This window comes from Caballeronia sp. INML1, assembly GCF_023631085.1.
GTDB lineage: Bacteria > Pseudomonadota > Gammaproteobacteria > Burkholderiales > Burkholderiaceae > Caballeronia > Caballeronia turbans.
Genome location: NZ_JALQDT010000048.1, coordinates 157,086 through 179,510, shown reverse-complemented (window position 1 = coordinate 179,510; position 22,425 = coordinate 157,086). Strand labels below are relative to the sequence as shown.

Annotated in this window: 22 protein-coding genes; 11 read left to right on the top strand and 11 right to left on the bottom strand. The window is 65.2% G+C overall.

Annotation, left to right across the window (positions count from 1 at the left end):
• Positions 1-60: 60 nt before the first annotated feature.
• Positions 61-648 carry an NTP transferase domain-containing protein gene (locus tag NCR38_RS15220; protein ID WP_061118224.1) on the top strand — a complete coding sequence of 196 codons (588 nt, stop codon included), beginning with the start codon at positions 61-63 and terminating at the stop codon, positions 646-648.
• A 76-nt stretch (positions 649-724) separates the two neighbouring features.
• On the opposite strand, the gene NCR38_RS15215 is transcribed toward NCR38_RS15220, so the two are convergent.
• A complete protein-coding gene (locus tag NCR38_RS15215) occupies positions 725-1,435 on the bottom strand; it encodes a glycosyltransferase family 2 protein (protein ID WP_061118225.1) in 711 nt (236 codons plus the stop codon).
• 199 nt (positions 1,436-1,634) lie between these two features.
• Between NCR38_RS15215 and NCR38_RS15210 the strand changes: the two genes are divergently transcribed.
• From NCR38_RS15210 to NCR38_RS15190, 5 genes are all read left to right on the top strand, one after another.
• Positions 1,635-3,134 carry a UdgX family uracil-DNA binding protein gene (locus NCR38_RS15210; protein WP_061118226.1) on the top strand — a complete coding sequence of 500 codons (1,500 nt, stop codon included), beginning with the start codon at positions 1,635-1,637 and terminating at the stop codon, positions 3,132-3,134.
• A 173-nt stretch (positions 3,135-3,307) separates the two neighbouring features.
• Positions 3,308-3,748 carry a hypothetical protein gene (locus tag NCR38_RS15205; RefSeq protein WP_250477321.1) on the top strand — a complete coding sequence of 147 codons (441 nt, stop codon included), beginning with the start codon at positions 3,308-3,310 and terminating at the stop codon, positions 3,746-3,748.
• Between the two features lie 315 nt (positions 3,749-4,063).
• A complete protein-coding gene (locus NCR38_RS15200) occupies positions 4,064-4,672 on the top strand; it encodes a glycosyltransferase family 9 protein (RefSeq protein ID WP_061118228.1) in 609 nt (202 codons plus the stop codon).
• Between the two features lie 26 nt (positions 4,673-4,698).
• Complete coding sequence (locus tag NCR38_RS15195) at positions 4,699-4,860, top strand: hypothetical protein (protein WP_250477320.1); 162 nt, start codon at positions 4,699-4,701, stop codon at positions 4,858-4,860.
• A 127-nt stretch (positions 4,861-4,987) separates the two neighbouring features.
• Positions 4,988-6,529, top strand: a complete 1,542-nt coding sequence (locus NCR38_RS15190; RefSeq protein WP_061118361.1) for a methyl-accepting chemotaxis protein — start codon at positions 4,988-4,990, stop codon at positions 6,527-6,529.
• Between the two features lie 9 nt (positions 6,530-6,538).
• Here NCR38_RS15190 and NCR38_RS15185 read toward each other — a convergent pair whose 3' ends face one another.
• Together NCR38_RS15185 and NCR38_RS15180 are read right to left on the bottom strand one after the other, a co-directional pair.
• Entirely contained in the window at positions 6,539-7,732 is a 1,194-nt protein-coding gene (locus tag NCR38_RS15185; protein ID WP_250477319.1) for a M20 aminoacylase family protein, read from the bottom strand.
• Positions 7,733-7,895: 163 nt separating this feature from the next.
• Positions 7,896-9,383, bottom strand: coding sequence for a PLP-dependent aminotransferase family protein (locus NCR38_RS15180; RefSeq protein WP_061118229.1), 1,488 nt, complete (start codon positions 9,381-9,383; stop codon positions 7,896-7,898).
• Between the two features lie 132 nt (positions 9,384-9,515).
• Here NCR38_RS15180 and gabT point away from each other — a divergent pair, with 132 nt between their 5' ends.
• Entirely contained in the window at positions 9,516-10,811 is a 1,296-nt protein-coding gene (gabT, locus tag NCR38_RS15175; RefSeq protein WP_086961038.1) for a 4-aminobutyrate--2-oxoglutarate transaminase, read from the top strand.
• Between the two features lie 135 nt (positions 10,812-10,946).
• The gene (locus tag NCR38_RS15170; protein WP_061118230.1) at positions 10,947-12,407 is read left to right on the top strand and encodes an NAD-dependent succinate-semialdehyde dehydrogenase; all 1,461 of its coding nucleotides are present in this window, start codon (positions 10,947-10,949) and stop codon (positions 12,405-12,407) included.
• An 81-nt stretch (positions 12,408-12,488) separates the two neighbouring features.
• Here NCR38_RS15170 and NCR38_RS15165 read toward each other — a convergent pair whose 3' ends face one another.
• Positions 12,489-13,088, bottom strand: coding sequence for a hypothetical protein (locus NCR38_RS15165; RefSeq protein WP_086961040.1), 600 nt, complete (start codon positions 13,086-13,088; stop codon positions 12,489-12,491).
• A 255-nt stretch (positions 13,089-13,343) separates the two neighbouring features.
• Here NCR38_RS15165 and NCR38_RS15160 point away from each other — a divergent pair, with 255 nt between their 5' ends.
• Entirely contained in the window at positions 13,344-14,507 is a 1,164-nt protein-coding gene (locus NCR38_RS15160; protein WP_061118231.1) for a metallophosphoesterase, read from the top strand.
• Between the two features lie 380 nt (positions 14,508-14,887).
• Here NCR38_RS15160 and NCR38_RS15155 read toward each other — a convergent pair whose 3' ends face one another.
• From NCR38_RS15155 to NCR38_RS15135, 5 genes are all read right to left on the bottom strand, one after another.
• Positions 14,888-15,937 carry a patatin-like phospholipase family protein gene (locus NCR38_RS15155; RefSeq protein WP_061118232.1) on the bottom strand — a complete coding sequence of 350 codons (1,050 nt, stop codon included), beginning with the start codon at positions 15,935-15,937 and terminating at the stop codon, positions 14,888-14,890.
• A gap of 63 nt (positions 15,938-16,000) precedes the next feature.
• Positions 16,001-16,582 carry a hydrolase gene (locus NCR38_RS15150; protein WP_061118233.1) on the bottom strand — a complete coding sequence of 194 codons (582 nt, stop codon included), beginning with the start codon at positions 16,580-16,582 and terminating at the stop codon, positions 16,001-16,003.
• Between the two features lie 31 nt (positions 16,583-16,613).
• Positions 16,614-17,096 (bottom strand): peptide-methionine (R)-S-oxide reductase MsrB, encoded by a 483-nt coding sequence (gene msrB / locus NCR38_RS15145; protein WP_061118234.1) that lies wholly within the window; start codon positions 17,094-17,096, stop codon positions 16,614-16,616.
• A gap of 43 nt (positions 17,097-17,139) precedes the next feature.
• Positions 17,140-17,901: an ABC transporter permease gene (locus tag NCR38_RS15140; RefSeq protein ID WP_061118235.1), complete on the bottom strand. Its 762-nt coding sequence runs from the start codon at positions 17,899-17,901 to the stop codon at positions 17,140-17,142.
• Entirely contained in the window at positions 17,898-18,824 is a 927-nt protein-coding gene (locus NCR38_RS15135; RefSeq protein ID WP_061118236.1) for an ABC transporter ATP-binding protein, read from the bottom strand. Before NCR38_RS15135 ends, NCR38_RS15140 begins: the two co-directional genes overlap by 4 nt.
• 121 nt (positions 18,825-18,945) lie before the next feature.
• Between NCR38_RS15135 and NCR38_RS15130 the strand changes: the two genes are divergently transcribed.
• Together NCR38_RS15130 and NCR38_RS15125 are read left to right on the top strand one after the other, a co-directional pair.
• A complete protein-coding gene (locus NCR38_RS15130; RefSeq protein WP_061118237.1) occupies positions 18,946-19,425 on the top strand; it encodes a 2,4'-dihydroxyacetophenone dioxygenase family protein in 480 nt (159 codons plus the stop codon).
• Between the two features lie 115 nt (positions 19,426-19,540).
• Complete coding sequence (locus NCR38_RS15125; protein WP_061118238.1) at positions 19,541-20,392, top strand: 3-hydroxybutyryl-CoA dehydrogenase; 852 nt, start codon at positions 19,541-19,543, stop codon at positions 20,390-20,392.
• Here the strand turns inward: NCR38_RS15125 and NCR38_RS15120 are convergent.
• Together NCR38_RS15120 and NCR38_RS15115 are read right to left on the bottom strand one after the other, a co-directional pair.
• The gene (locus NCR38_RS15120; protein ID WP_061118365.1) at positions 20,380-21,348 is read right to left on the bottom strand and encodes a glutathione S-transferase family protein; all 969 of its coding nucleotides are present in this window, start codon (positions 21,346-21,348) and stop codon (positions 20,380-20,382) included. The two genes, NCR38_RS15125 and NCR38_RS15120, sit on opposite strands and share 13 nt — an antisense overlap.
• Positions 21,349-21,403: 55 nt before the next feature.
• Entirely contained in the window at positions 21,404-22,375 is a 972-nt protein-coding gene (locus NCR38_RS15115; RefSeq protein ID WP_061118239.1) for an alpha/beta fold hydrolase, read from the bottom strand.
• Positions 22,376-22,425 lie beyond the last annotated feature (50 nt).

Here is a 22,425-nt window from a genome sequence, read left to right as displayed (position 1 = left end):
CTTGCGACGATCTTCGATGCGCCGCACAATTCCTCTTCGATCCCCACACGAGCAGCCGCGATGACCTATTCGTCGAACGCGACCGGCATCCTGCTGGCAGCGGGTTTCGGCACCCGCTTCGACCCGTCCGGCCGCCACAACAAGCTGCTCGCCACCCTGCCCGACGGCACGCCCGTCGTGTTTCAATCGGCGCGCAGGCTGCTCGCGGTCGCCGCCGAAGTGATCGCGGTAGTGCGGCCCGGCGCGGAAAAGCTCGCCGATGTTTTGAACGAAGCGGGTTGCAATGTCATTTTCAGCATCGATGCCGAGCGCGGCATGGGCGCGGCGCTCGCCGCGGCCGTGCGCGCGACATCGGAATCCGATGGCTGGCTCGTCGCGCTGGGCGACATGCCGTGGATAGAAGCCGCGACGTATGAAGCGGTCGCGCGGGCGCTCGACGCCGGCGCCGGACTCGTCGCGCCGTTTTATCAGGGCACGCGGGGGCATCCGGTGGGATTCGGCATGGCGCATCGCGAGGCGCTCGCCGCGCTCGACGGCGATGCGGGCGCGCGCGGCATCCTTTCGACTCACGCGCCGTTCATCGTCGAGATTGATGATCCGAATGTGCTGCGCGATGTGGATGTGCCGAGCGATCTCGGCCAGGTCTAAAGGCGGTTCGTCCGCGCCAGGTTGATTCGGATCATTAAATAAATGTGCGCGGAGCGGCGAGCGTGGCCGGCCGCGCTCACGCCGCAATCGCCACCGAATCCGCCGAATCGGCGCCGTCCGTCCCGATCGGCAAATAACGCCTGCCGACTTCCAGCAGCGTCGCACCGAATCCTTTCTTCGCCCGAAAATCCGTCCGCGCACTCGTCACCACGCGCGGCGACGCGCTCCATTCGATCTTCGCGCCGATCGCCACCAGCGCCTCGACGAGCGCCACATCCTCGCTCGACTCGAGCGGCGCAAACCCGCCCGCCTGCATGTACGCCTTCGCCGACACGCCCAGGTTCGCGCCATGAATATGCCGATGCCCGTCCGCGTCGGTGTACGTGCGTCCGAAGTGCTCGCGCACCGCGCCGATATGCGGCGACCAGTCGTGCACGCCGATCACGCCGCACACCGCATCCGCGCAGCAGTCGAGCTGGCGCACGAGCCAGTCTTCGGCAACGGTCGTATCGGCGTCGGTGAAGGCGAGCCAGCGCGCGCCCAGCGCGAGCGCCCGCTCGGCGCCATGCGCGCGCGCCACGCCGACGTTGCGCGCCTCGATGCACCACACGTGCGCACCCAGCGCCCGCGCGATGTCGGCGGTTTCGTCGGCGCAACTGTCGGCGACGACGATCACGCACGCCGCCTCGCCGAGCAACTGATGATGATCCGCAGCGCGCCGCGCGGCCGCTACGCACGCGCCGATATGCGCGGCTTCGTTGTGAGCGGGAATGACGATGGCAAGCATTTCGGCTCCGTGTGTAAGTGTGTCCGCAGGCAATCGAACGCCGCGATGGATGAATTTCAGCAATGAGCGTTCCCATGTTTCAGCGCCCGCCACATCGGCGGTCAAAGGGCACGATCGTCGCGAAATAGTTGCCGGAAAGCGCCGCACATCGCTAGAATCACTGTATGGATATACAGTACTTTTCTGATTCCGCTCGCCGATGAAATGCGTCACCATCGACCCGTCGTTTGCTGCCTGGCGTTCCGAGGCGCGCGCGCTCCTCATGGAGGGCGCGCATCCCGCGGACGTGCAGTGGCGCGAAACCGATGCCTCGGCCACGGTGTTCGGCTCCATCGATCCGCCCGCGCCCGGCTCGGTCGATCCGAACGCGAAGAAGCCCGTGAAGGTCGCGCGCGAATTCCTCGCCATGCTCGAAACGGCGGCGTGCTACCGCGCGCCGGACCGCTGGCCGTTTCTCTACAAGGCGTTGTGGCGCTGGACGCAGGGTGATCGCGCGATCGCATCGTCGGATGACGGGGACGGGCATCGGTTGCGCCGGATGATCGAATCGGTCGAGGCCGAGGAGCGTGAGATGCGCAGCAAGCTGCGCTTCCGTCATCGCGATTCCTCGCTCGGGCCGCCCGAGTTCATCAGCTGGTTCGAACCGGTGCACGACCTGCTTGAGCACGCCGCGATGCACTTCGCCACCCGCATGGGCAGCGCCACGTGGATGATCGCCACGCCGCACGGCGCCGCTTTCTGGGACGGCGCGCTGTTGCGCGTGGACCGCACGAGCGAGCCGGAGGAAAAGCCGATGGACTTCGGCGACACCGCCATGAGCGGCGAGGCGGTGAGCGGCGACGCCATCGAGGCGCTCTGGCTCGCGTACTACGAAAGCACGTTCGCGCCTGCGCAGGCGAACGCCGCCGAAATGGCGTCGCATATGCCGGTGCGCTATTGGAAAAGCCCGCCGAACGCGCGCACCGATCCCGCGCTGATCTCCCGCGCCGATCCTTATTCGCGGCGCGACCGCCATCCGCGCAACGTGCCGCCCGAGATGGAAGTGACCATCAACACGGATCTGGAGCCGATCAAGGGCACGCTGCTGACGGAGCCGCCGTCGCTCGACGCGTGCAAGCGCTGCGCGCTCTGGCGCAACGCGACGCAGGCCGTGCCGGGCGTCGGTCCCGCCGATGCGCGCGTGATGCTGGTCGGCGAACAGCCGGGCGATCAGGAAGATCGCGAAGGCAAGCCGTTCGTCGGTGCGGCGGGCGCGCTGCTCGACGAAGTCCTCGCCGAGGCCGCGCTTCCCCGCGCGTCGCTCTATCTGACGAACGCGGTGAAGCACTTCAAATGGGAAGCGCACGGCGAGGAACGCGCGCATCTCGCGCCCGCGCAGCGTGAACGCGAAGCCTGCCGCTACTGGCTCGAGGAAGAACTGAAGCGCATCGCGCCGAAAGTCGTCGTCGCGCTCGGGGCGACGGCGTTAAAGGCGCTCACGGGGCATCGCACGGCGTTGTCCGAGTATCTTGGCAAGACCATCGAGCACAAGGGTCACATCATCGTGCCGACCTATCACCCCTCGTATCTGATGCGCCTGACCGACGACAAAGTGCGCGCGGAAGTTTTCGGGACGATCGTCGAAGCGCTCGTCTTCGCGCAGCAGATCGCGGACGGCACCGCAACCATCCGCACGCCGGTCGGGGACCGGACGCGCTAGATGCAACAGGACGAAACAGGCGCAACAAGACGAAAGCGCCGTCAACGTTCCTGTAAGCCGCGCGTTATACCGGTGTCGCGCCGCTTTGGCGCTCACCGATGGTCCCGACGACAACCTCCATGGCCGCTCTCCCGCTCGAAGAACTCCGCCGTCAAGAATCTAACGTCGCCCTCGTGCCGAAATCGGCCGGGCAACTGCAGACCGAACGCGAGCGCATCATCGCGCGCCTGCAAATCCTGCTGAACGTGACCATCGCCGTGGCGCTCGCGGGCGTGGCGCTCATCGCATGGCTGCCGTTCTCGCCGGTGCCGCACGAATTTCGCTTCGGCGCGCAGGAAGTGCTCGGCGTCGCGGTGTTCGCGTCGTGTCTGTTCATCCTGCACGAGCGCGCCGAACTGGAACTCGGCCTGTACGACTACGAACCCGTCGAGCAGACGACGCAAGGCGAATTGCGCGCGCTGCTGCATCGCGTACCGGAAGGCATGTCCTATCAGGACGCGCTCGCCGCCGACAAGCGCACGTTCGTGACCGGCGAAGTCGAGCGCATCCGCCGCCGCGCCGAAGCGTTCACGCCGAAGACGCTGCCCGCCGACGACGGCAACGCGGAAACCTGAGCACCCCGCGCCGCGCCAAGTCAACGAAAGCAGCACGAAAGCCGCCGCCTCGCCATCCCGAGGCGGCGGTTTTTTTTACATCGACGCTGAACGTCGCGCGCCTTGACGAGTGCCGCCGCGCCTCCTTCAATACGTGACAGATGCCGCAACCGACGGTCAAACTGTCACGCTTCAGGACGCAAGCTGTGTCCATCGCGTGGCGCTTGCAGGCTATCCGCGCGACAGGCGCCCCGGGCATGACGGGTGCTTGCCAAATGCGCGGCCGCCGCGATTTTGCGGACATCGAACGAGGCCACGCCACTTGCAGGAGCCAGGATGCGAGCCAATCCCCTTTACACGTTGCGCGACGACCTCGCGAGCGCGCTCGTTCCCGACGCGCCGAGCGTGATCCCATGCGCGGACGCAGTGCCGCCCGCAGCCGATCACGACGACCCCGGCGCCTACGACGAACTCGCCGCGTTCCACGGCATCGAGCGCGAGCGCCTCGTGCTGATTCATCCGGGCAGCCACCACGCCGCGCCCGCGTGGCCCGCGCAGCGTTATGCCGATGTCGCCGACCAGCTCGCCGCCGATGGCTGGCAGATCGCGATCGTCGGCGACGCGCCCGATCCCGAGCGCACCGCCGGCGTGCTCGGCGCGATGCAGACGGCCGCGCTCTTTCTCGCGGGCGCGGTCGCGCCGGCCGCGCTGCCGCGTCTGATCGCCAATGCGCGCCTGCTCGTGTCCGACGACGCCGCCGCGTCCTCGCCCGTCGCCGCGGCCCGCGCGCTGGGCACGGCGCATATCGTCCTCGACGAGCATCCGCGCGACACGAACAGCGACGCGATCGTCGCCCGCGCACGCGCCGCGCTGTCGAACACCGGCGACGCGCATCCGGGAGCGCCGTTCACGCTGCACATGCCGGCGGCGCACGAGTCCGTGTAGCGCCGGTCCACCTTGCGGGGAACATCATGAAATTCGACATGCAGACCAGTCCCGTTCCGGATCCCATCGCGGACCCGAACCGCGATCCGGAAGCCGATCCGCTTACGCCGCCTTCGCCGGGTCATCGTCCGGAAGAGCCGCAGCATCCCGACGCGCCGCCCGACAAGGACCCGATCCGCCGTCTCTGAGCCGACGCTTTCCCTACGGGAATTCCCGCCCTACAACCGCCGCCCTTGCCTGCCGTAAAGCGGGCATGCGGCGGCGCGCGCCGTCGCACCAGACAACGCAAAGAGGCGACGGCGCAACATGAACAGAATGACGTTGAACAAGAAGCTCGGCTCGCTGATCGCCGTGCTGTGGATCGGCCTGATCGCGATCGGGATCATCGGGGCGTGGCAGAACCGGACGTCGATGATCGACGACCGCAAGGAGCAGCTAAAGACCCTCGTCAACGAGGCGCACGCCGTGACGGCGCACTTCGCCGCGCTCGCCGCGAACAAGACGCTCACCGAAGAGGAAGCGAAGAAGCGCGCGCTCGAAGTGGTCGGCGCGATCCGCTACGGCACGGACGGCTATCTGTCCATCAACGATTCGCATCCGACGATGGTGATGCACCCGATCAAGCCCGCCATGAACGGCAAGGATCTTTCGTCCTATGCCGATCCGGCGGGCAATCGCCTGTTCGTCGATATCGTGAAGGCAGGCGATCAGCCGGGCGGCGGCTTCGTCAGCTATCTGTGGCCCAAGCCCGGCAGCGACAAGCCGGTCGGCAAGCTCTCCTACTCGCAGCGCTTCGCTGCGTGGGACTGGTATCTCGTCACCGGCATGTACATGGACGACGTGCAGAGCGCGTTCTGGGCGAGCGCGCTGCGCTGGCTCGGGATCACGGCGTTGCTCGGCGGCATCGCGACGGTCGCGATGCTGATCGTCCTGCGCAGCATCAAACGCAATCTGGGCGGCGAGCTGGAGCTCGCGGTCGACGCCGCGCATCGCATTGCGCGCGGCGATCTGACGAGCACGGTCGATGTTCATCCGAACGACACGACGAGTCTCCTGCACGCGCTCGACACCATGCAGCGCGGTCTCGTCGAGACCGTCTCGCGCGTGCGCAACGGCACGGAGAACATCAACGTGGGCGCATCGGAGATCGCGGCGGGCAATACCGATCTGTCGCAGCGCACCGAGGAGCAGGCCGCGTCGCTCGTGCAGACCGCGTCGAGCATGGACCAGATGACCGCCAACGTGAAGAACAACGCCGAAAGCGCGGCGCAGGCGGCGCGGCTCGCGGAGCAGGCGGCGGATGTGGCGACGCGCGGCAGCGGCGTCGTCGACGACGTGATCGACACGATGACGCGCATTACCGCGAGTTCGCAGCAGATCGGCGACATCATCGGCGTGATCGACGGCATCGCGTTCCAGACGAACATCCTCGCGCTCAATGCGGCCGTCGAAGCGGCGCGCGCGGGCGAACAGGGACGCGGCTTCGCGGTCGTGGCGGCCGAAGTGCGCAGTCTCGCGCAGCGCTCGGCGACGGCGGCCAAGGAGATCAAGGCGCTCATCGAGACATCGACGCAGACGGTGCAGCAAGGCGCGTCGCTCGTGACGAACGCGGGCGCGACGATGACCGAGATCGTGCAATCGGTGCGCCGCGTGAACGAGATTCTCGACGAGATCAGCCACGCGTCGCACGAGCAGAGCGCGGGCATCGAGCAGGTGAACCGTGCGGTCGTCGAGATGGATCAGGTGACGCAGCAGAACGCCGCGCTCGTCGAAGAGGCCGCCGCCGCCGCGCATTCTCTGAAAGATCAGGTGGATGTGCTGCGCGAGGCGATCGGAAGTTTCAGGTTGCCGGCGTAAGGCTTTCGGTCACGCGAGAAATCGTTCGACGAGCCGCGCCCAATACGCCGCGCCGACCGGCAGGTTCTTGTCGTTGAAGTCGTAGTGCGGGTTGTGGACCATGCAGCCGTCCTCGCCCGCACCGTTGCCGAGGCGCAGGAACGAGCCGGGCCGCTGCTGCAACATGAACGCGAAATCCTCGCTGCCCATCAGCAAATCCGCGTGCGCGACGACGTTTTGCTCGCCGACCAGTTCGCGCGCCACCTGAATCGCGAACTCCGTCTCCGCGTCCGAATTGACGACGACCGGATAGCCTTCCAGATACTTCACCGTCGCGGTCGCGCCGTAGCTCGCGGCCTGCGATTCCACCAGTTCCTTGATGCGGCGCTTGAGCAGTTCGCGCACGTGCGGATCGAACGAGCGCACCGAGAGTTCGAGCGTCGCGCGACTGGGGATGACGTTGTTCACCGTTCCGGCGTGCATCGAGCCGACAGTGACGACGGCAGGCTGCGCCGGATCGACGTTGCGCGCGACGATCGTCTGCAGCGCCATCACGATGCCGGACGCCACGACGACCGGATCGACGCTCAGATGCGGGCGCGCCGCGTGCCCGCCGACGCCGTCGATCACGATCGACACCTGATCGCCCGCCGCCATGAACGGCCCCTTGCGGAACAGGAACGTGCCGGGCTGCGCGCCGGGATGGTTGTGCACGCCGAACACGGCGTCGCAATGAAAGCGTTCGAAGAGCCCTTCTTCGATCATTTTCTGCGCGCCGCTCGGCACGCCGTGCTCTTCCGCCGGCTGAAAATACAGATGCACCGTGCCGCTGAAGCGGCGCGTACGCGCGAGATGGCGAGCGGCGCCGAGCAGCATCGTCGTATGGCCGTCGTGGCCGCAGGCGTGCATCTTGCCGTGCGTCTCGCTCGCGTAGGGCTTGCCCGTCTGCTCGATGATCGGCAGCGCGTCCATGTCGGCGCGCAGGCCGATGCTCTTCGTGCCGTCGCCCGCTTTCAACGTGCCGACGACGCCCGTGCCGCCGACACCGCGCGTCACCTGCCAGCCCCACGCTTCGAGCCGGTCCGCGACGAGCGCCGCGGTGCGCGTCTCCTCGTAGGACAGCTCCGGATGACGGTGGATGTCATGGCGAATCTCGCGCAGCGAAGGCGCGTCGTCGGAGAGATCGGCGATGACGGTGAAGTGTTGGTCGGACGAAGTCGTCATGGAGAAGCCCTTGCTGAGATGAGTCGTGCGGCGCGGCGTGCCGGCCGCGTGATGCGGATACATGGAAAACGGCGCACATGATCCTCCACATGCGGCGCGGTTTCCAGTTCTTCGGGGATTTTTTTTGGTTGAACGAAAGCGAACCGTGAAGTTTCGCCCGGCTTCACTGCACAAAGCGGTCGATCACCCCGGCAAGCTTCCCGAAAGCCGGCGCGATTTCATCGTCCGGCACACACGCATAACCGATCAGCAAACCGGATTCCGCGTCGCGCCGACGCGCGTAGTACCCCGACAACGGCCGCACGACGATGTCCTCGGCGAGCGCCGCGGCGGCGAGCGCGCGATCATCGATCTCCTTCGGCAGCTTCAATACGAGATGCAGCCCGGCATCGCCGCCGGCGATGGCGAGCGTGTTGCCGTAGCGCCCGGCGATCGTCGCGAGCATCGCGTCGCGGCGCTGGCCATAGAGCGCGCGCATCCGCCGGATATGCGAGGTGAAATGTCCCTGCTCGATGAACTCCGCGAGCACCGCCTGCTGCAACAGCTGCCCCTCGCGATACAGCTCGGCGCTCGCGGTCGCGAAGCTGTCCGCGAGCGCTTCCGGCACCACGACATAGCCGATGCGAAGCCCCGGAAACAGCGTCTTGCCGAAGCTGCCGACGTAGATCACCTGCCCCGCCGGATCCATGCCCTGCAGCGACGCGAGCGGCCGGCTGCCGTACCGGAACTCGCTGTCGTAATCGTCCTCGATGATCCAGCAGCGGTGCTGGCGCGCGTATTCGAGCAGCATGCGGCGGCGCGCGAGGCTCATCACCATGCCGAGCGGATATTGATGCGACGGCGTGACGAGCATCAGCTTCGGCGGCGACGCGATATCGGCGGGCGTCGGCGCGATGCCTTCGGCATCGACGGGAATCGCCTTCAGATCGAGGCCGGACACCTGCAACACGCTGCGCACGCCCCAGTAGCACGGATCCTCGGTCCAGATCGTGTCGCCCGAATCCGCGAGCAGGCGCGCGGCGAGGTCGATCGACTGATGGATGCCCGTCGTCACGACGATCTGCTCGGGCGTGCAGCGCACCGAGCGCGAGGTGCGCAGATAGTGAGCGAGCGCGTGGCGCAGCCCCGCGTGGCCGCCGCCGGGCGCATAAGTGAGCAGATCGGGCAGCGGCTTGCGCCAGTATTTCGCGTGCAGCCGGTTCCACACGCGTGACGGAAAGCGCGACACGTCCGGCACGCCCGGCATGAACGCCCCGCCCTGGCGCTTCGACACGCCCGCGCCCGAAATCAGCCGTGCGCCGCGCGTGGAAAGCGTCGATCGGGTATCGGCCGAAGCGGCGGCCGCGGGCGGCGCATCGTCGAAAAGGATCTCGTCGGGCGCGCTGTCCGCGACGAACGTGCCGCGCCCCGTCGCCGACGAGACGTAGCCTTCGAGCGCGAGTTGCTCGTAGACCTGCGTCACGGTATTGCGCCCGACGCCCAACTCCGCCGCGAGCAGCCTCGACGACGGCACTTTCGCGCCCGCCGCGAGCTCGCGCGTCAGGATCGCCTGCTGCAGGAGCCGATGCAATTGCCGGTAGATGGGCTGGCCACTCGTGCGGTCGATGCGCTGCGCCAGCCAGTCGGAGAGCACGCTCGCGCGGAGGGACATCGAATTGGCTCCTAAAGATTTATTGAAATGGCTCTGAACTTGAGGGCCAAATCTTACTATAGTCGTCGTTAAGTTCAGTCGGCCGATGCGGCCAACCATCGACATGCGCTCTCGCGCGAAGGAGATTTCCCTGTGAGCACCAACCTCAAGAACGCCGACCTGCACGCCCGCAAGAATGCCGCGACTCCGCGCGGCGTGGGCGTGATGTGCGACTTCTACGCGGCGCGCGCCGAGAACGCGGAATTGTGGGACGTCGAGGGCCGCCGTTTCATCGACTTTGCGGCGGGCATCGCGGTATGCAACACGGGGCATCGCCATCCGAAGATCGTCGAGGCGATCCGCGCGCAACTCGACTGCTTCACGCACACCGCGTATCAGATCGTGCCGTACGAGTCGTATGTGTCGCTCGCCGAGAAAATCAGCGCCCGGGCGCCGGGCTCGCACGCGAAGAAGACGGCGTTTTTCACGACCGGCGCGGAAGCCGTCGAGAACGCGGTGAAGATCGCGCGGGCGGCGACGGGCCGTCCCGGCGTCATCGCCTTTACGGGCGGCTTCCACGGCCGCACGCTGATGGGCATGGCGCTCACCGGCAAGGTCGCGCCGTACAAGATCGGCTTCGGGCCGTTCCCGTCGGACGTCTATCACGCGCCGTTCCCGAATGCGCTGCACGGCGTGTCCGTCGCGGATTCGCTGCGCGCGATCGAGCATCTGTTCAAGGCGGATATCGAGCCGACGCGCGTCGCCGCGATCATCTTCGAGCCGGTGCAGGGTGAAGGCGGTTTCAATGAGGCGCCCTCGGACTTCGTGCGCGGCCTGCGCAAGATCTGCGACGAGCACGGCATCCTGCTGATCGCCGATGAAGTGCAGACCGGCTTCGCGCGCACCGGCAAGCTTTTCGCGATGGAGCACCACGGCGTCGTGCCGGATCTGATGACGATCGCGAAGTCGCTCGCGGGCGGCATGCCGCTGTCGGGCGTCGTCGGGCGCGCCGAGATCATGGATGCGGCCGCGCCCGGCGGTCTCGGCGGCACGTATGCGGGCAATCCGCTGGCGGTGGCGGCGGCGCACGCGGTGCTCGACATCATCGACGATGAAAAGCTCTGCGAGCGCGCGACGGTGCTGGGCGACAAGCTCAAGGCAAAGCTCGAAGCGCTCAAGGGCGATGTGCCGCAAATCGCCGATGTGCGCGGGCCCGGCGCGATGATCGCCGTCGAGTTTTGCAAGCCTGGTTCGCATGACGCGGATGCGGCCTTCGCCAAGCTCGTGCAAACGCGTGCACTGGAGCGCGGTTTGCTGCTGCTCGTGTGTGGCGTCTATTCGAACGTTGTTCGGTTCCTGTTTCCGCTCACCATTCAGGAACAGGTCTTCGATGAAGCTATCGGGATTCTTGAAGAGGTGCTCGTCGAGACGGTTGGTGTTGCCGTTTGATTTCTGATTCTTGATGCGCGAGGCGCGGCTCTTGGTGCCTCGCGTAATGTTTTCGTTTGTTTGCTTGGGATTTCGTGGAATCCGGCAACAACAACAAAAAAAGCCCCAAGAGCCAAACCAGGGACTCACAAAGACATGAACTTGAAAGACCAACTGAAGGATCCGACGCTGCTGCGTCACGCTGCCTACATCGACGGTGAATGGCAGCAAGCCGACGACGGCGAGACCTTCGACGTCATCAACCCGGCGAATGGTGAATCGCTCGGCGCCGTACCGAAGATGGGCGCGAACGAAACGCGCCGCGCCATCGATGCTGCCAACGCCGCATGGCCCGCATGGCGCAAGAAAACCGCAAAAGAACGCGCAATCATCCTGCGCCGCTGGTTCGACCTGATGACCGCCAACGCCGATGATCTCGCGCTGATCCTCACGACCGAGCAAGGCAAGCCGCTCGCCGAGGCAAAGGGCGAGATCGGCTATGCGGCGTCGTTCATCGAATGGTTCGCGGAAGAAGGCAAGCGCGTTGCCGGCGATACCCTCGCGACGCCCGCCGCCGACAAACGCATTGTCGTGACGAAGGAGCCGATCGGCGTGTGCGCCGCGATCACGCCGTGGAATTTCCCCGCCGCGATGATCACGCGCAAGGTTGGCCCGGCGATCGCGGCCGGCTGTCCGATCGTCGTGAAGCCCGCCGAAGCGACACCTTTCTCCGCTTTCGCGATGGCCGTGCTCGCCGAGCGCGCTGGCTTGCCGAAGGGCGTGCTCAACATCCTCACCGGCGACCCGAAGGCGATCGGCGGCGAAATGACGAGCAACCCGATCGTGCGCAAGCTGTCGTTCACCGGCTCGACCGCCGTGGGGCGTCTGCTGATGGCGCAAAGCGCGCCGACAGTCAAGAAGGTGACGCTGGAACTCGGCGGCAACGCACCGTTCATCGTGTTCGACGACGCCGATCTCGACGCCGCCGTGGAAGGCGCGGTTGCATCGAAGTATCGCAACAGCGGCCAGACCTGCGTGTGCACGAACCGCTTCTACGTGCACGAGCGCGTCTACGATGCGTTCGCGCAAAAGCTGGCGGCGGCTGTCGGCAAACTCAAGGTCGGGCTCGGAACCGAAAGCGGCGTGGCGCTCGGTCCGCTCATCAACGAAGCGGCGGTGAAAAAGGTCGAATCGCACATTGAAGATGCAGTGGCGAAAGGCGCGTCGATCGCGTCGGGCGGCAAGCGTCACGCGCTCGGTCACGGATTTTTCGAGCCGACCGTGCTGACCGGCGTCACGCCCGACATGAAAGTCGCGAAAGAGGAAACGTTCGGTCCGCTTGCACCGATCTTCAAATTCTCGTCCGACGATGAAGTCGTGCGCCTCGCCAACGACACCGAGTTCGGTCTCGCGGCGTACTTCTATAGCCGCGACATCGGCCGCATCTGGCGCGTGGCCGAAGCGCTCGAATATGGCATGGTGGGCATCAACACCGGGCTGATTTCGAACGAAGTGGCGCCGTTCGGGGGCGTCAAGCAGTCCGGACTCGGACGCGAAGGCTCGCATTACGGCATCGACGATTACGTCGTCATCAAGTATCTCTGCATGGCAGTCTGATCGCGCGTTTCGCCTCGTGTGATACAAAAAGCCTCGACACATGCGTGCCGAGGCTTTTTGTTTGCGCCGATTCCCGGCGAGTTACTTCGCCGAGGCGACAGGCGTGACCTGCACCGCCGTCGCCGAGACGAACACGGCGTGGATCATGTCGCCCTTCTTGAGTTTCTGCGCCGCGAAGTCCGGCGTGAGATCGAATGTCTCCGTGCGCCACGGGCCGCGCAACGTGATCCTGCGCTTCTTGCTGTCGACGTTCTCGACCGTCGCGAGGACTTCGACCTGACGTGCCGCGTCGAAGCCCGTCACACCGTTCTCGCCCGACGTCGGCTGGTACGCCGTCGTATCGACACGCGCGCGCTCGCCCTTACCCTTCACCTTTTCGGCGCTCACGAGCAACGCGTTCTTGTAGAGCACATCGACCTTGTCGCCGACGTGCAGCTTGTCGAAGTTCGTGACTTCCTTGGTCACCAGCACGGTTGCGTCCCCGCGCGGACCGCGGACCATCAGCGTGCGGTTGGCGGCGTCGATACCGATGATCGTCGCCTCGACGCGTATCGGCTCGGCCACGCTGACGACCTTCTGGGCGGACGTTGCGAGCGGCTCGTTCTGAGCCATGGCAGCGCCCGTCGACGTGATGATTGCCGACGCGCAGAGAATCGATATCGCAAACAGTTTCACGTTCATAGCATGCATCCCTCTTTTAGATTTGTAGTGCAGATTATTCAACTTTATTGACCACTGCCTTAGCGACGGGGCCGCGTTATATATACCGCGCGACACAGTGCGAATCCAACTCATCACACGATATGTTACGAGTCGACCTGCGCCTGACTGGAACTGTCAAAGGCAAGCATGGCGTCGAACCGGTAAAATCGGTCCCTATCCCGCACGGGCGCACGCCCGTCCGCCTGCCGCTTCTTCGATCCCTCCAGGGGTGTTATGCGACGCTCGGCATTCTTTCTCCGCTTCATCGGCATCGGTGTTCTGTTTCATGTCTATGTCGGCATGCGGCTCATCCCGGACGCGCCCGTTGGCCTGCCGCTCAAGGTGCTGGCGGCGGTCCTGCTCGCGGCATCAGTCATCGTCATTCCTCTCGGCATGGCGGCCCGGCAGATCGAGCCGCAGTCGCTCGCGGATCGCCTGGCCTGGCTTGGGCTGACCGCACTGGGGTTTTTCTCGTCGCTGCTTTTATTGACCTTCGCGCGCGACGTGATTCTGTTCTTCGTGCATCTCGTCGACTGGATGCGCGGCGCGCCCGTCGGCTCGCCGGCGTTGGTCGCCTATAGCGCGCTCGCCGTGCCGCTCCTGGCCGTGCTCTTCTCGGCGATCGGCTTCTACAACGCGCGGCGGCGCGCGCCGGTCGTGAGTGTGGACGTGCCCATCGACGATCTGCCGGCCGCGCTCGACGGCTTCACGATCGCGCAGATCAGCGACATTCACGTCGGGCCGACGATCAAGCGTCACTATGTCGAACGCATCGTGGCGGCCGTCAACGGGCTCAAACCGGATCTGATCGCCGTCACGGGCGATGTCGTCGATGGCACCGTGCCGAATCTCGCCGAACACACGCGCCCGCTCGCGGGCCTCAGCGCGCGGCATGGCACGTTTCTCGTGACCGGGAATCACGAGTATTACTCGGGCGCTGACAAGTGGATCGCCGAATTCCGGCGCCTGGGTCTGACCGTGCTGCTCAATCAGCATGTCGTGCTGAATCACGACGGCGCGCAGGCCGTGCTCGCGGGCGTCACGGATTTCAGCGCAGGCAGTTTCGATCCCGCGCATCGCAGCGACCCCGCGAAGGCGATCAGCGGCGCCCCCGCCGATGCCGCCGTGCGCGTGCTGCTCGCGCACCAGCCGCGCAGCGCCGTGGCGGCGGCCGAAGCGGGCTTCACGCTGCAGCTATCGGGACACACGCATGGCGGCCAGTTCCTGCCGTGGAATTTCTTCGTGCGACTGCAGCAACCCTTTGTTGCGGGGCTTGTGAAGTTCAACGGGCTTTGGGTTTATACGAGTCGGGGTACCGGGTATTGGGGACCGCCGAAGCGGCTGGGAGCGCCGTCGGAGATCACGCTTGTTCGGCTTGTGGCTTCGGCGGGTGGGTGATGGGATTGGATAAAACGGTTCTTCGCGCAATGCCGGGGAACGGCGCCTGGCGCCCCAACTCAGCCACGCTACACGTCGCATCGTCAGGGTCTCTTCACGCCGACTAAAGCCTACCCACAACCGCTCTCCGAAAACCCACGAAGAACCAAAAAAAAGACGCGCGACGCTACCGCGCCGCGCGTCCAGCGCTTGGGGAAAGCGCCGCGCGTCCAGCGCTTGGGGAAAGCGCCGCGCCCGAACAGGGGGATGAACGGACGCGCTCGAACCGGCAGGCGGGGCCCCGCCGGCGAGTGACTACAAAGTAAGGGAACACAAAGGCCAAGGCCACAAGACCTTTCCTAAACGCCGGAGCATCGCATCGATATCACCGGTACGAATATTCATCTTGCCTTAGCCGACATCGCCGCTGGCGTCGACGCATAGACGCATTTGTGCGGAGCCGTGCCTTCCCTCGGCCAGTCGGAGCGCGCATCGAAAAACCACTCCGCCCGCTCGCGTCCTTTGCGGATCAACGCATGAATCAGCGCCGGATTGCGATCGAGCTTCGATGCATAGTCGAGCGGCCCGGGATAATCCCTTGCGTCGAGCTGCATCTGCACGACGCGAACTTTGATCGGCTTGTAGCGCTTCTCCAATGATTTGTCGGCTTTCAGCAGTTCGTTTACGCGCGTCGTGAAGTAAAGCTCCTGCCCGAGCGCGAGATTGCCGGAAAGTTCGTTGCGCCGGTCGATGATCTCGTTCGTCGATTCGGGCAACTCGCGACGATATTGCGGATTGATCTGCACGACCCAGATTTCGTCGGGCCGCGTGTCGAGCCCGAGATCGGTGAATTCGCGCACTGGCGGATTGCTGCTGAAGAGGCCGTCCCAGCACATGCGCCCGTCGGCTGCGACGGCGCGATACAGCGGCGGCACCGCGGCCGATGCGACCAGCTGATCCTGATCGAGCCTGTCGCCGGGAAAGATGACGCGATCGCCCGTACGCACATCGGTCGCGCCGACAAGAAGCGTCGGCTGCGCGCGTTGCTTCGGCTCCGTCGGCAGCGACGCGAACGGAAGATGCTTGTCGAGCAGTTCGCGCAGACGCTCCTCGGCGACCGGTGGATAGAGATACGGGCTGATTTCCGCGTTGACGGGCAGGCGCGCATACCAGGTGCCGACCGCATTGGCGACGATGTCCGGCCCCTCGCGCGCCTCCAGATCCTTCCAGAAGCCGGCGAGGCGCCGCCTGGCATCGGGAGGGCCGCCGAGCAGCAGGCCCGCCCACGCGAGCGCGCCGCACATCGCGCCGCCCGACGTTCCCGACAGCGCCACGAGTTCGAAGCGGTTGAGGAACTCGCCGCTCAGCAGCCGGTCAAGGATGCCCGCGGCGAACGCCGCATGGCTGCCGCCGCCCTGACATGCGATCGCTACTTTCGGAATGGCCGCCATCACCGCACCTCGCTTGCGTCCGTCGACATCGGACGTACGCTACAGGATAGGCGACGCGCGCCGCTATGCCAGCGCCGCGAGCACCTGCTGCGTCGAACGAATGCGACCGATGCGCGGGAAGATATAGCGGCAGGTCGATTCGTGCGTATCGGCGTGCAGGTCGCTCATCGCGTCTTCGACGAATACCTGCTGATAGCCGCGCTCGTGCGCGCCGCGTGCAGTCGAATCCACGCCGATGGCCGTCGCGATGCCGCCCAGCACGATCGTGTCGATCCCGCGGCGGCGCAAATGCGAGTCGAGATCCGTGTTGTAGAACGCGCCCCATTGCCGCTTGGTGACGACGATATCGGACGCCTGCACGCCCAGTTCCGCGCTGAGCTCGCTCCAGCCCGCCGGCTCCGGCGCTTCCTGCGCCTGTCCCGCATCGGTGATCGGACGCAGGCCGCCCGGCCCGTTCGGAAACGCCACCTTGACCAGCACGACCGGCGCGCCGAGCGTGCGAAAGCGATCGGCGAGCGCGCGCGCATTGGCAAGTACGCTCGCGGCGTCGTGAGGCTGCACGGGCAAGGCGGCGATGCCCGCCTGCAGATCGATCAGCACGAGCGCGGTCTTCGAGGGGTCGAGCTTGAGTTCAGGAGCGTTCATGGTCGCGAGGAAGGTGGATGAATGCGTGGCCTCAGGCTTCGTCGTTCCGGAATTCGAGCGCCGCGCCGTTGATGCAGTAGCGCAGGCCCGTGGGCTTCGGTCCGTCGTCGAAGACATGGCCGAGATGTCCGCCGCAGCGCCGGCAATGCACCTCGTTGCGCATGTGACCGGTCGCGTCCGCGTGCATCGCGACGGCGCCATCGACAGGTTTCCAGAAGCTCGGCCAGCCGGTGCCGCTGTCGAACTTCGTCGCCGACGAAAACAGTGCGAGCCCGCATCCCGCGCACGCATACGTGCCGTCACGACGCTCCTTGAGCAGCGGGCTCGCGAACGGTGGCTCGGTGCCGCCGCGCCTGAGCACGCGGAATTGCTCCGACGATAGACGGCGGCGCCACTCCGCGCTGCTGTAGTCGATATCGTACGATCGGGCGGGCGCCGAAGTGCCCGCGCCGCCGGAGAATGCAGCGGCCATCACGCCGAGAAGATTGCGCTTCGTGCGTCCCATGATTTTCATCCGATGACCGCCCTCATGCCTGCATTCGCCGGCCGGCGCCGCGCTACGATTTGAGCCGGTATCCCGTCCTGAAGATCCACGCAACGATCGCGATAAATACCGCAAGAAACACCAGCGTCATGCCGAGACTCACGCCGACCTGGACATCGGCGAGCCCGTAAAAGCTCCAGCGAAAGCCGCTGATCAGATAGACGACCGGATTGAACAGCGCAACGGCCTTCCAGAACGGCGGCAGGATGTTGATCGAATAGAAGCTGCCGCCGAGAAACGTGAGCGGCGTGACGATCAGAAGCGGAATGATCTGCAATTTCTCGAAGCCGTCCGCCCAGATGCCGATGATGAACCCAAGCAGGCTGAACGTCACGGATGTGAGCAGCAGGAACACGATCATCCAGACAGGATGATCGATCCTGAGCGGCACGAATAATCGTGCGGTAAGAAGAATGATCAGGCCGAGGATGACGGATTTGGTCGCGGCCGCGCCCACGTAGCTGAGGACGAGCTCGAAGTGCGACACCGGCGCGGACAGCAATTCGTAGATCGTGCCCGTGAACTTCGGGAAATAGATGCCGAAGGACGCATTGGCGATGCTTTGCGTGAGCAGCGACAGCATCACGAGCCCGGGCACGATGAACGCGCCGTAGCTGATGCCGTCCACTTCCGGAATGCGCGAGCCGATGGCCGCTCCGAATACGACGAAATAAAGCGATGTCGAAATGACGGGCGACACGATGCTCTGCATCAGCGTACGCCCGGCGCGCGCCATTTCGAAACGGTAGATCGCGCGAACGGCGTATAGATTCATTTGGCTTCCCTGACGAGACTCACGAAGATGTCTTCGAGCGAGCTTTGCGTCGTTTGCAGATCCTTGAAACGCACGCCGGCTTCGTCGACGTGGCGCAACAGCGCGATGATGCGCCCCGGCTCGTCATGCGCGTCGTACGTGTAAGTGAGCTCGCTGCCGTCCGCCGAGCGCGTGAGACCGTAAGGCTCGAGCGGCGCGGGAATATGCGCGAGCGGCTGCTCGAGCTGCAGCGTGAGCTTCTTCTGCCCGAGCTTGCGCATGAGCTCGCGCTTCTCCTCGACGAGCACGATCTCGCCGCGATTGATGACGCCGATGCGGTCCGCCATCTCCTCCGCTTCCTCGATGTAATGCGTCGTGAGGATGATGGTCACGCCGTTGCGCTGCAGTTCGCGCACGAGGTCCCACATGTCGCGCCGCAGCTCGACATCGACGCCGGCCGTGGGCTCATCGAGAAAGAGAATCTCGGGTTCGTGCGCAAGCGCCTTCGCGATCAGCACGCGCCGCTTCATGCCGCCCGAGAGCGTCATGATCTTGTTGTCTTTCTTCGCCCATAGCGAGAGAGACTTCAGCACCTTCTCGACATACGCAGGATTTTTCGGCCGGCCGAAGAGGCCACGGCTGAACGACACGGTCGCCCAGACGGTCTCGAACGCGTCGGTCGTGAGTTCCTGCGGTACGAGGCCGATCATCGCGCGGGCGGCGCGATAGTCCGTGACGATATCGTGGCCCGCGACGGTGACCTTTCCCTCGCTCGGATTGACGATGCCGCAGACGGTGCTGATGAGCGTCGTCTTGCCCGCCCCGTTCGGGCCGAGCAGTGCAAAAATTTCGCCGCGGCGGATCTCCAGATTCACGTCCCGGAGCGCGCGGAAGCCCGACCCGTAGGTCTTGGACAAGTTGGAAACAGTGATGATGGTTGGCATGGCGTGGACGATATCAGATACCGCGCGATCCGGCTTGGACGAAAGGGGTCGTCCGTTCGGCCGATGTTCGCCGGGCCCGGCACTGCCTACAATGCACTGCTGAATACCGGGAGCCGACATCATGCTGTTCGAACAGATCCAGACCACCTGCCTCAACGACGCGGACCTGCCGTGGGTGCCGTTCACACCGTATAGCGAGCGCGTGCTCGTCAAGTATTTCAAGCTGGATCCGATCCGCGGCGAGGTCATCGCGCTCATGAAGGCGCCGGCGAAAGGCCAGATGCCCCGGCATCGGCATACGGGAACCGTGATCGTCTATACGGTCGAGGGGCGCTGGAAGTACCGCGAGCACGACTGGATCGCGGGGCCGGGGAGCATCGTGTACGAGACAGCGGGGTCGAGTCATACGCCGGAAGCGCTTGCGGGGGATTCGGGCAGCGCGGACATCGTCACGCTCAACATCATCCAGGGCGAACTGCTCTTCGTGAACGACAGCGGCCACGTCCTCGCCGCTGAAAACTGGAAGAGCGGCTGGGAACGTTACGCCGCCTTCTGTCATGCAAACGGCATCGCCCCTAAAGATCTGACGGCTTTCGGGTAACGCCGCAGCCTTTTCCACTGGTTAGAATCGACGCCTGGATGCGCATCGCGCGCTTTCGACCCTTTCCGGTTTGCCGGCCGCTTCCGGCCGGCGCAGATCAAGGAGAAGCAAAAGCATGAAGATTCAGACCGTCGGTATCGTCGGCGCGGGAACCATGGGCAACGGCATCGCGCAGGTCGCGGCCGTCGCGGGCTTCGAGGTCGTGCTGATCGACGTCACCGACGCCGCACTCGCCAAGGGCGTCGCCGCGCTCACGGGCAGCCTCGAGCGGCTCGTGTCGAAGGACAAGCTGGAAGCATCCGCGCGCGATGCAGCGTTAAAGCGCATCGAGACATCGACCGATTACGCGCGCCTCGCCAACGCCGACATCGTGATCGAAGCCGCGACGGAGAACGCCGAGCTCAAGAATCGCATCCTGAAGCAGATCGAAGGGGCTGCACGCGCCGATGCGATCATCGCGTCGAACACGTCGTCGATTTCGATCACCGCGCTCGCCGCGACGCTCGCCGCGCCCGAGCGCTTCATCGGCATGCACTTCTTCAATCCGGTGCCGCTGCTGCAACTCGTCGAAGTGATTCGCGGCGTGCAGACGAGCGATGAAACCGCTGCCGCCGTGCGCGAACTCACCGAAAAACTCGACAAATCGCCGATCGGCGTGCGCAACTCTCCGGGCTTCGTCGTCAACCGCATTCTCGTGCCGATGATCAACGAAGCGTTCTTCGTGCTCTACGAAGGCGTCGCGAGCGCGGAGGAAATCGACGCGGGCATGAAGCTCGGCGCGAATCATCCGATCGGCCCGCTTGCGCTCGCGGATCTGATCGGCCTCGACGTATGCCTCTCGGTGATGGACGTGTTCCTCAAGGACTTCGGCGATTCGAAGTACCGCGCGTGCCCGCTGCTGCGCGAACTCGTCTCGGCGGGGCGTCTCGGCCGCAAGACGAAGCGCGGCGTGTATCAGTACGATTGAGCTGCGTCGAAATCGAGCGCCGGTCCGGCGGGCACGATGCCCGTCGGATTGATCGTCCGATGACTCTCGTAGTAATGCCGCTTGATGTGCTCGAAGTTCACCGTGGCCGCGACGCCCGGCATCCGGTAGATCTCGCGCGCGAACCGCGAGAGATTCGGATAATCCGCGATGCGCCGCAGATTGCACTTGAAGTGGCCGACGTACACCGCGTCGAAGCGCACGAGCGTCGTGAAAAGGCGGATATCTGCTTCGGTGAAACGCTCGCCCGTAAGGTAGCGACGCGTGCTCAGGCGTTCTTCGAGAAAATCGAGCGTCTCGAAAAGCGGCATCACCGCTTCCTCGTACGCGGCTTGCGTCGTCGCGAAGCCCGCCTTGTAGACGCCGTTGTTCACCGTGTCGTAGATGCGGGCGTTGAGCGCGTCGATGTCGTCCTGAAGCTTGCGCGGATAGTAGTCGCCGGGTTTCGCGCCGATGCCGTCGAACGCCGAATTCAGCATCCGGATGATCTCCGACGATTCGTTGCTGACGATCGTCCCGCGCGCCTTGTCCCACAGGATCGGCACGGTCACGCGGCCGCTGTAATGCGGATCGGCCGCCGTGTAGACCTGATGCAGATAGCGCGCGCCGTTGATCGTGTCCGGCACGACGCCCGGACCGTCGTCGAAGGTCCAGCCGTGTTCCAGCATCAGCCAGTTCACGACCGATACGTCGATCATGGCTTCCAGCCCCTTCAGGGCGCGCACGATGAGCGTGCGATGCGCCCACGGGCACGCGAGGCTGACATACAGGTGATAGCGACCGGCTTCAGCCTCGAAACCGCCCTCGCCGCTCGGCCCCGGCGCGCCATCGGCCGTCACCCAGTTGCGAAAGGCAGCGTCCTTGCGCACGAAGCGCCCGCCCGTCGACGCCGTTTCGTACCATTTGTCCTGCCATTTTCCGTCGACGAGAAGTCCCATTTCCGTTCTCCTTGAGCGCCGCTGCGCAAGACGCGCGCCGCGGCATCGCTGCATCTCAGTTCGATGAAGGCGCGTCGATGAAGCGCACGAGTTGCGCGATCGTCGCGTCCGGCGCTTCTTCCATCAGCCAGTGGCCCGCGCCCGGTACGACCACGCCCTGCACGTTGGTCGCGACGAGCTTCGCCTGATCGATCAGGAACGTGCCCGACGCGCGTTCGCCCGTGAGCACGAGCATCGGCATCTGCAGGGGCGTTCGGGCAAAGGCGGCGAAATCGTTCGCGTCCTGCGGGAACGCGTGAAAATACTCGAAGCCCGCGCGCATGCGGCCATTGCGCGCGTACTGGGCCGAATAGTAACGGCGATCCGCCTCGCTCACCGAACGCGCGGGATCGGCGGCGAAGTCGTTCCAGAAGTGCTCGAAGAAGATGCGCTCGCGGCCGCGCACGAGCTTTTCCGGCGTGTCGCCGTAGAAGTTGAAGTGCCATTTGTCGCGTAAGAGCCAGACTTTCTGCCAGTCGCCGACGCCGGGCAGGAACGCGTCCATCAGCACGATGCTGTCCACTTCGTCGGGATATTGCGCCGCGTACGCATACGCGACCATCAGCCCGATGTCGTGCCCGACGAGCTTGACCTTGCGAAACCCGAGCGCCTGGACCATCGCGTGAATGTCTTGCGCGAGCGTTTTCTTGTCGTAGCCGGAAGCCGGCATCGCCGAGCCCCCCGCGCCCGGGAGATCGGGCGCAATCACGACGCGCTCGCCCGCGAGACGCGTCACGAGCGGCTGCCACATGCGGCTCGTCTCCGTGTAGCCGTGCAGCAGCACGACGGGCGTCGCGTCGCCGTGGCCGGCTTGCAGATAGTGAATCCCGACGCCGTTCGCATCGATCGTGCGGGACTGGATCGCGCTCGCGGCGGCGGCCGCCTGAGGCGCACGCGGCGCGTTTGCGGCATGCGCGACCGGCTGCAGGGCGGCGGCGGCGAGAAGCACGCCGGCGGCGCGGCGCATAGTGTGCAGGAAGGCGTTCATCGTTCAGCTCCATCGAAAGTTGGGTTATCCCGATGACGCTCATGTTGATC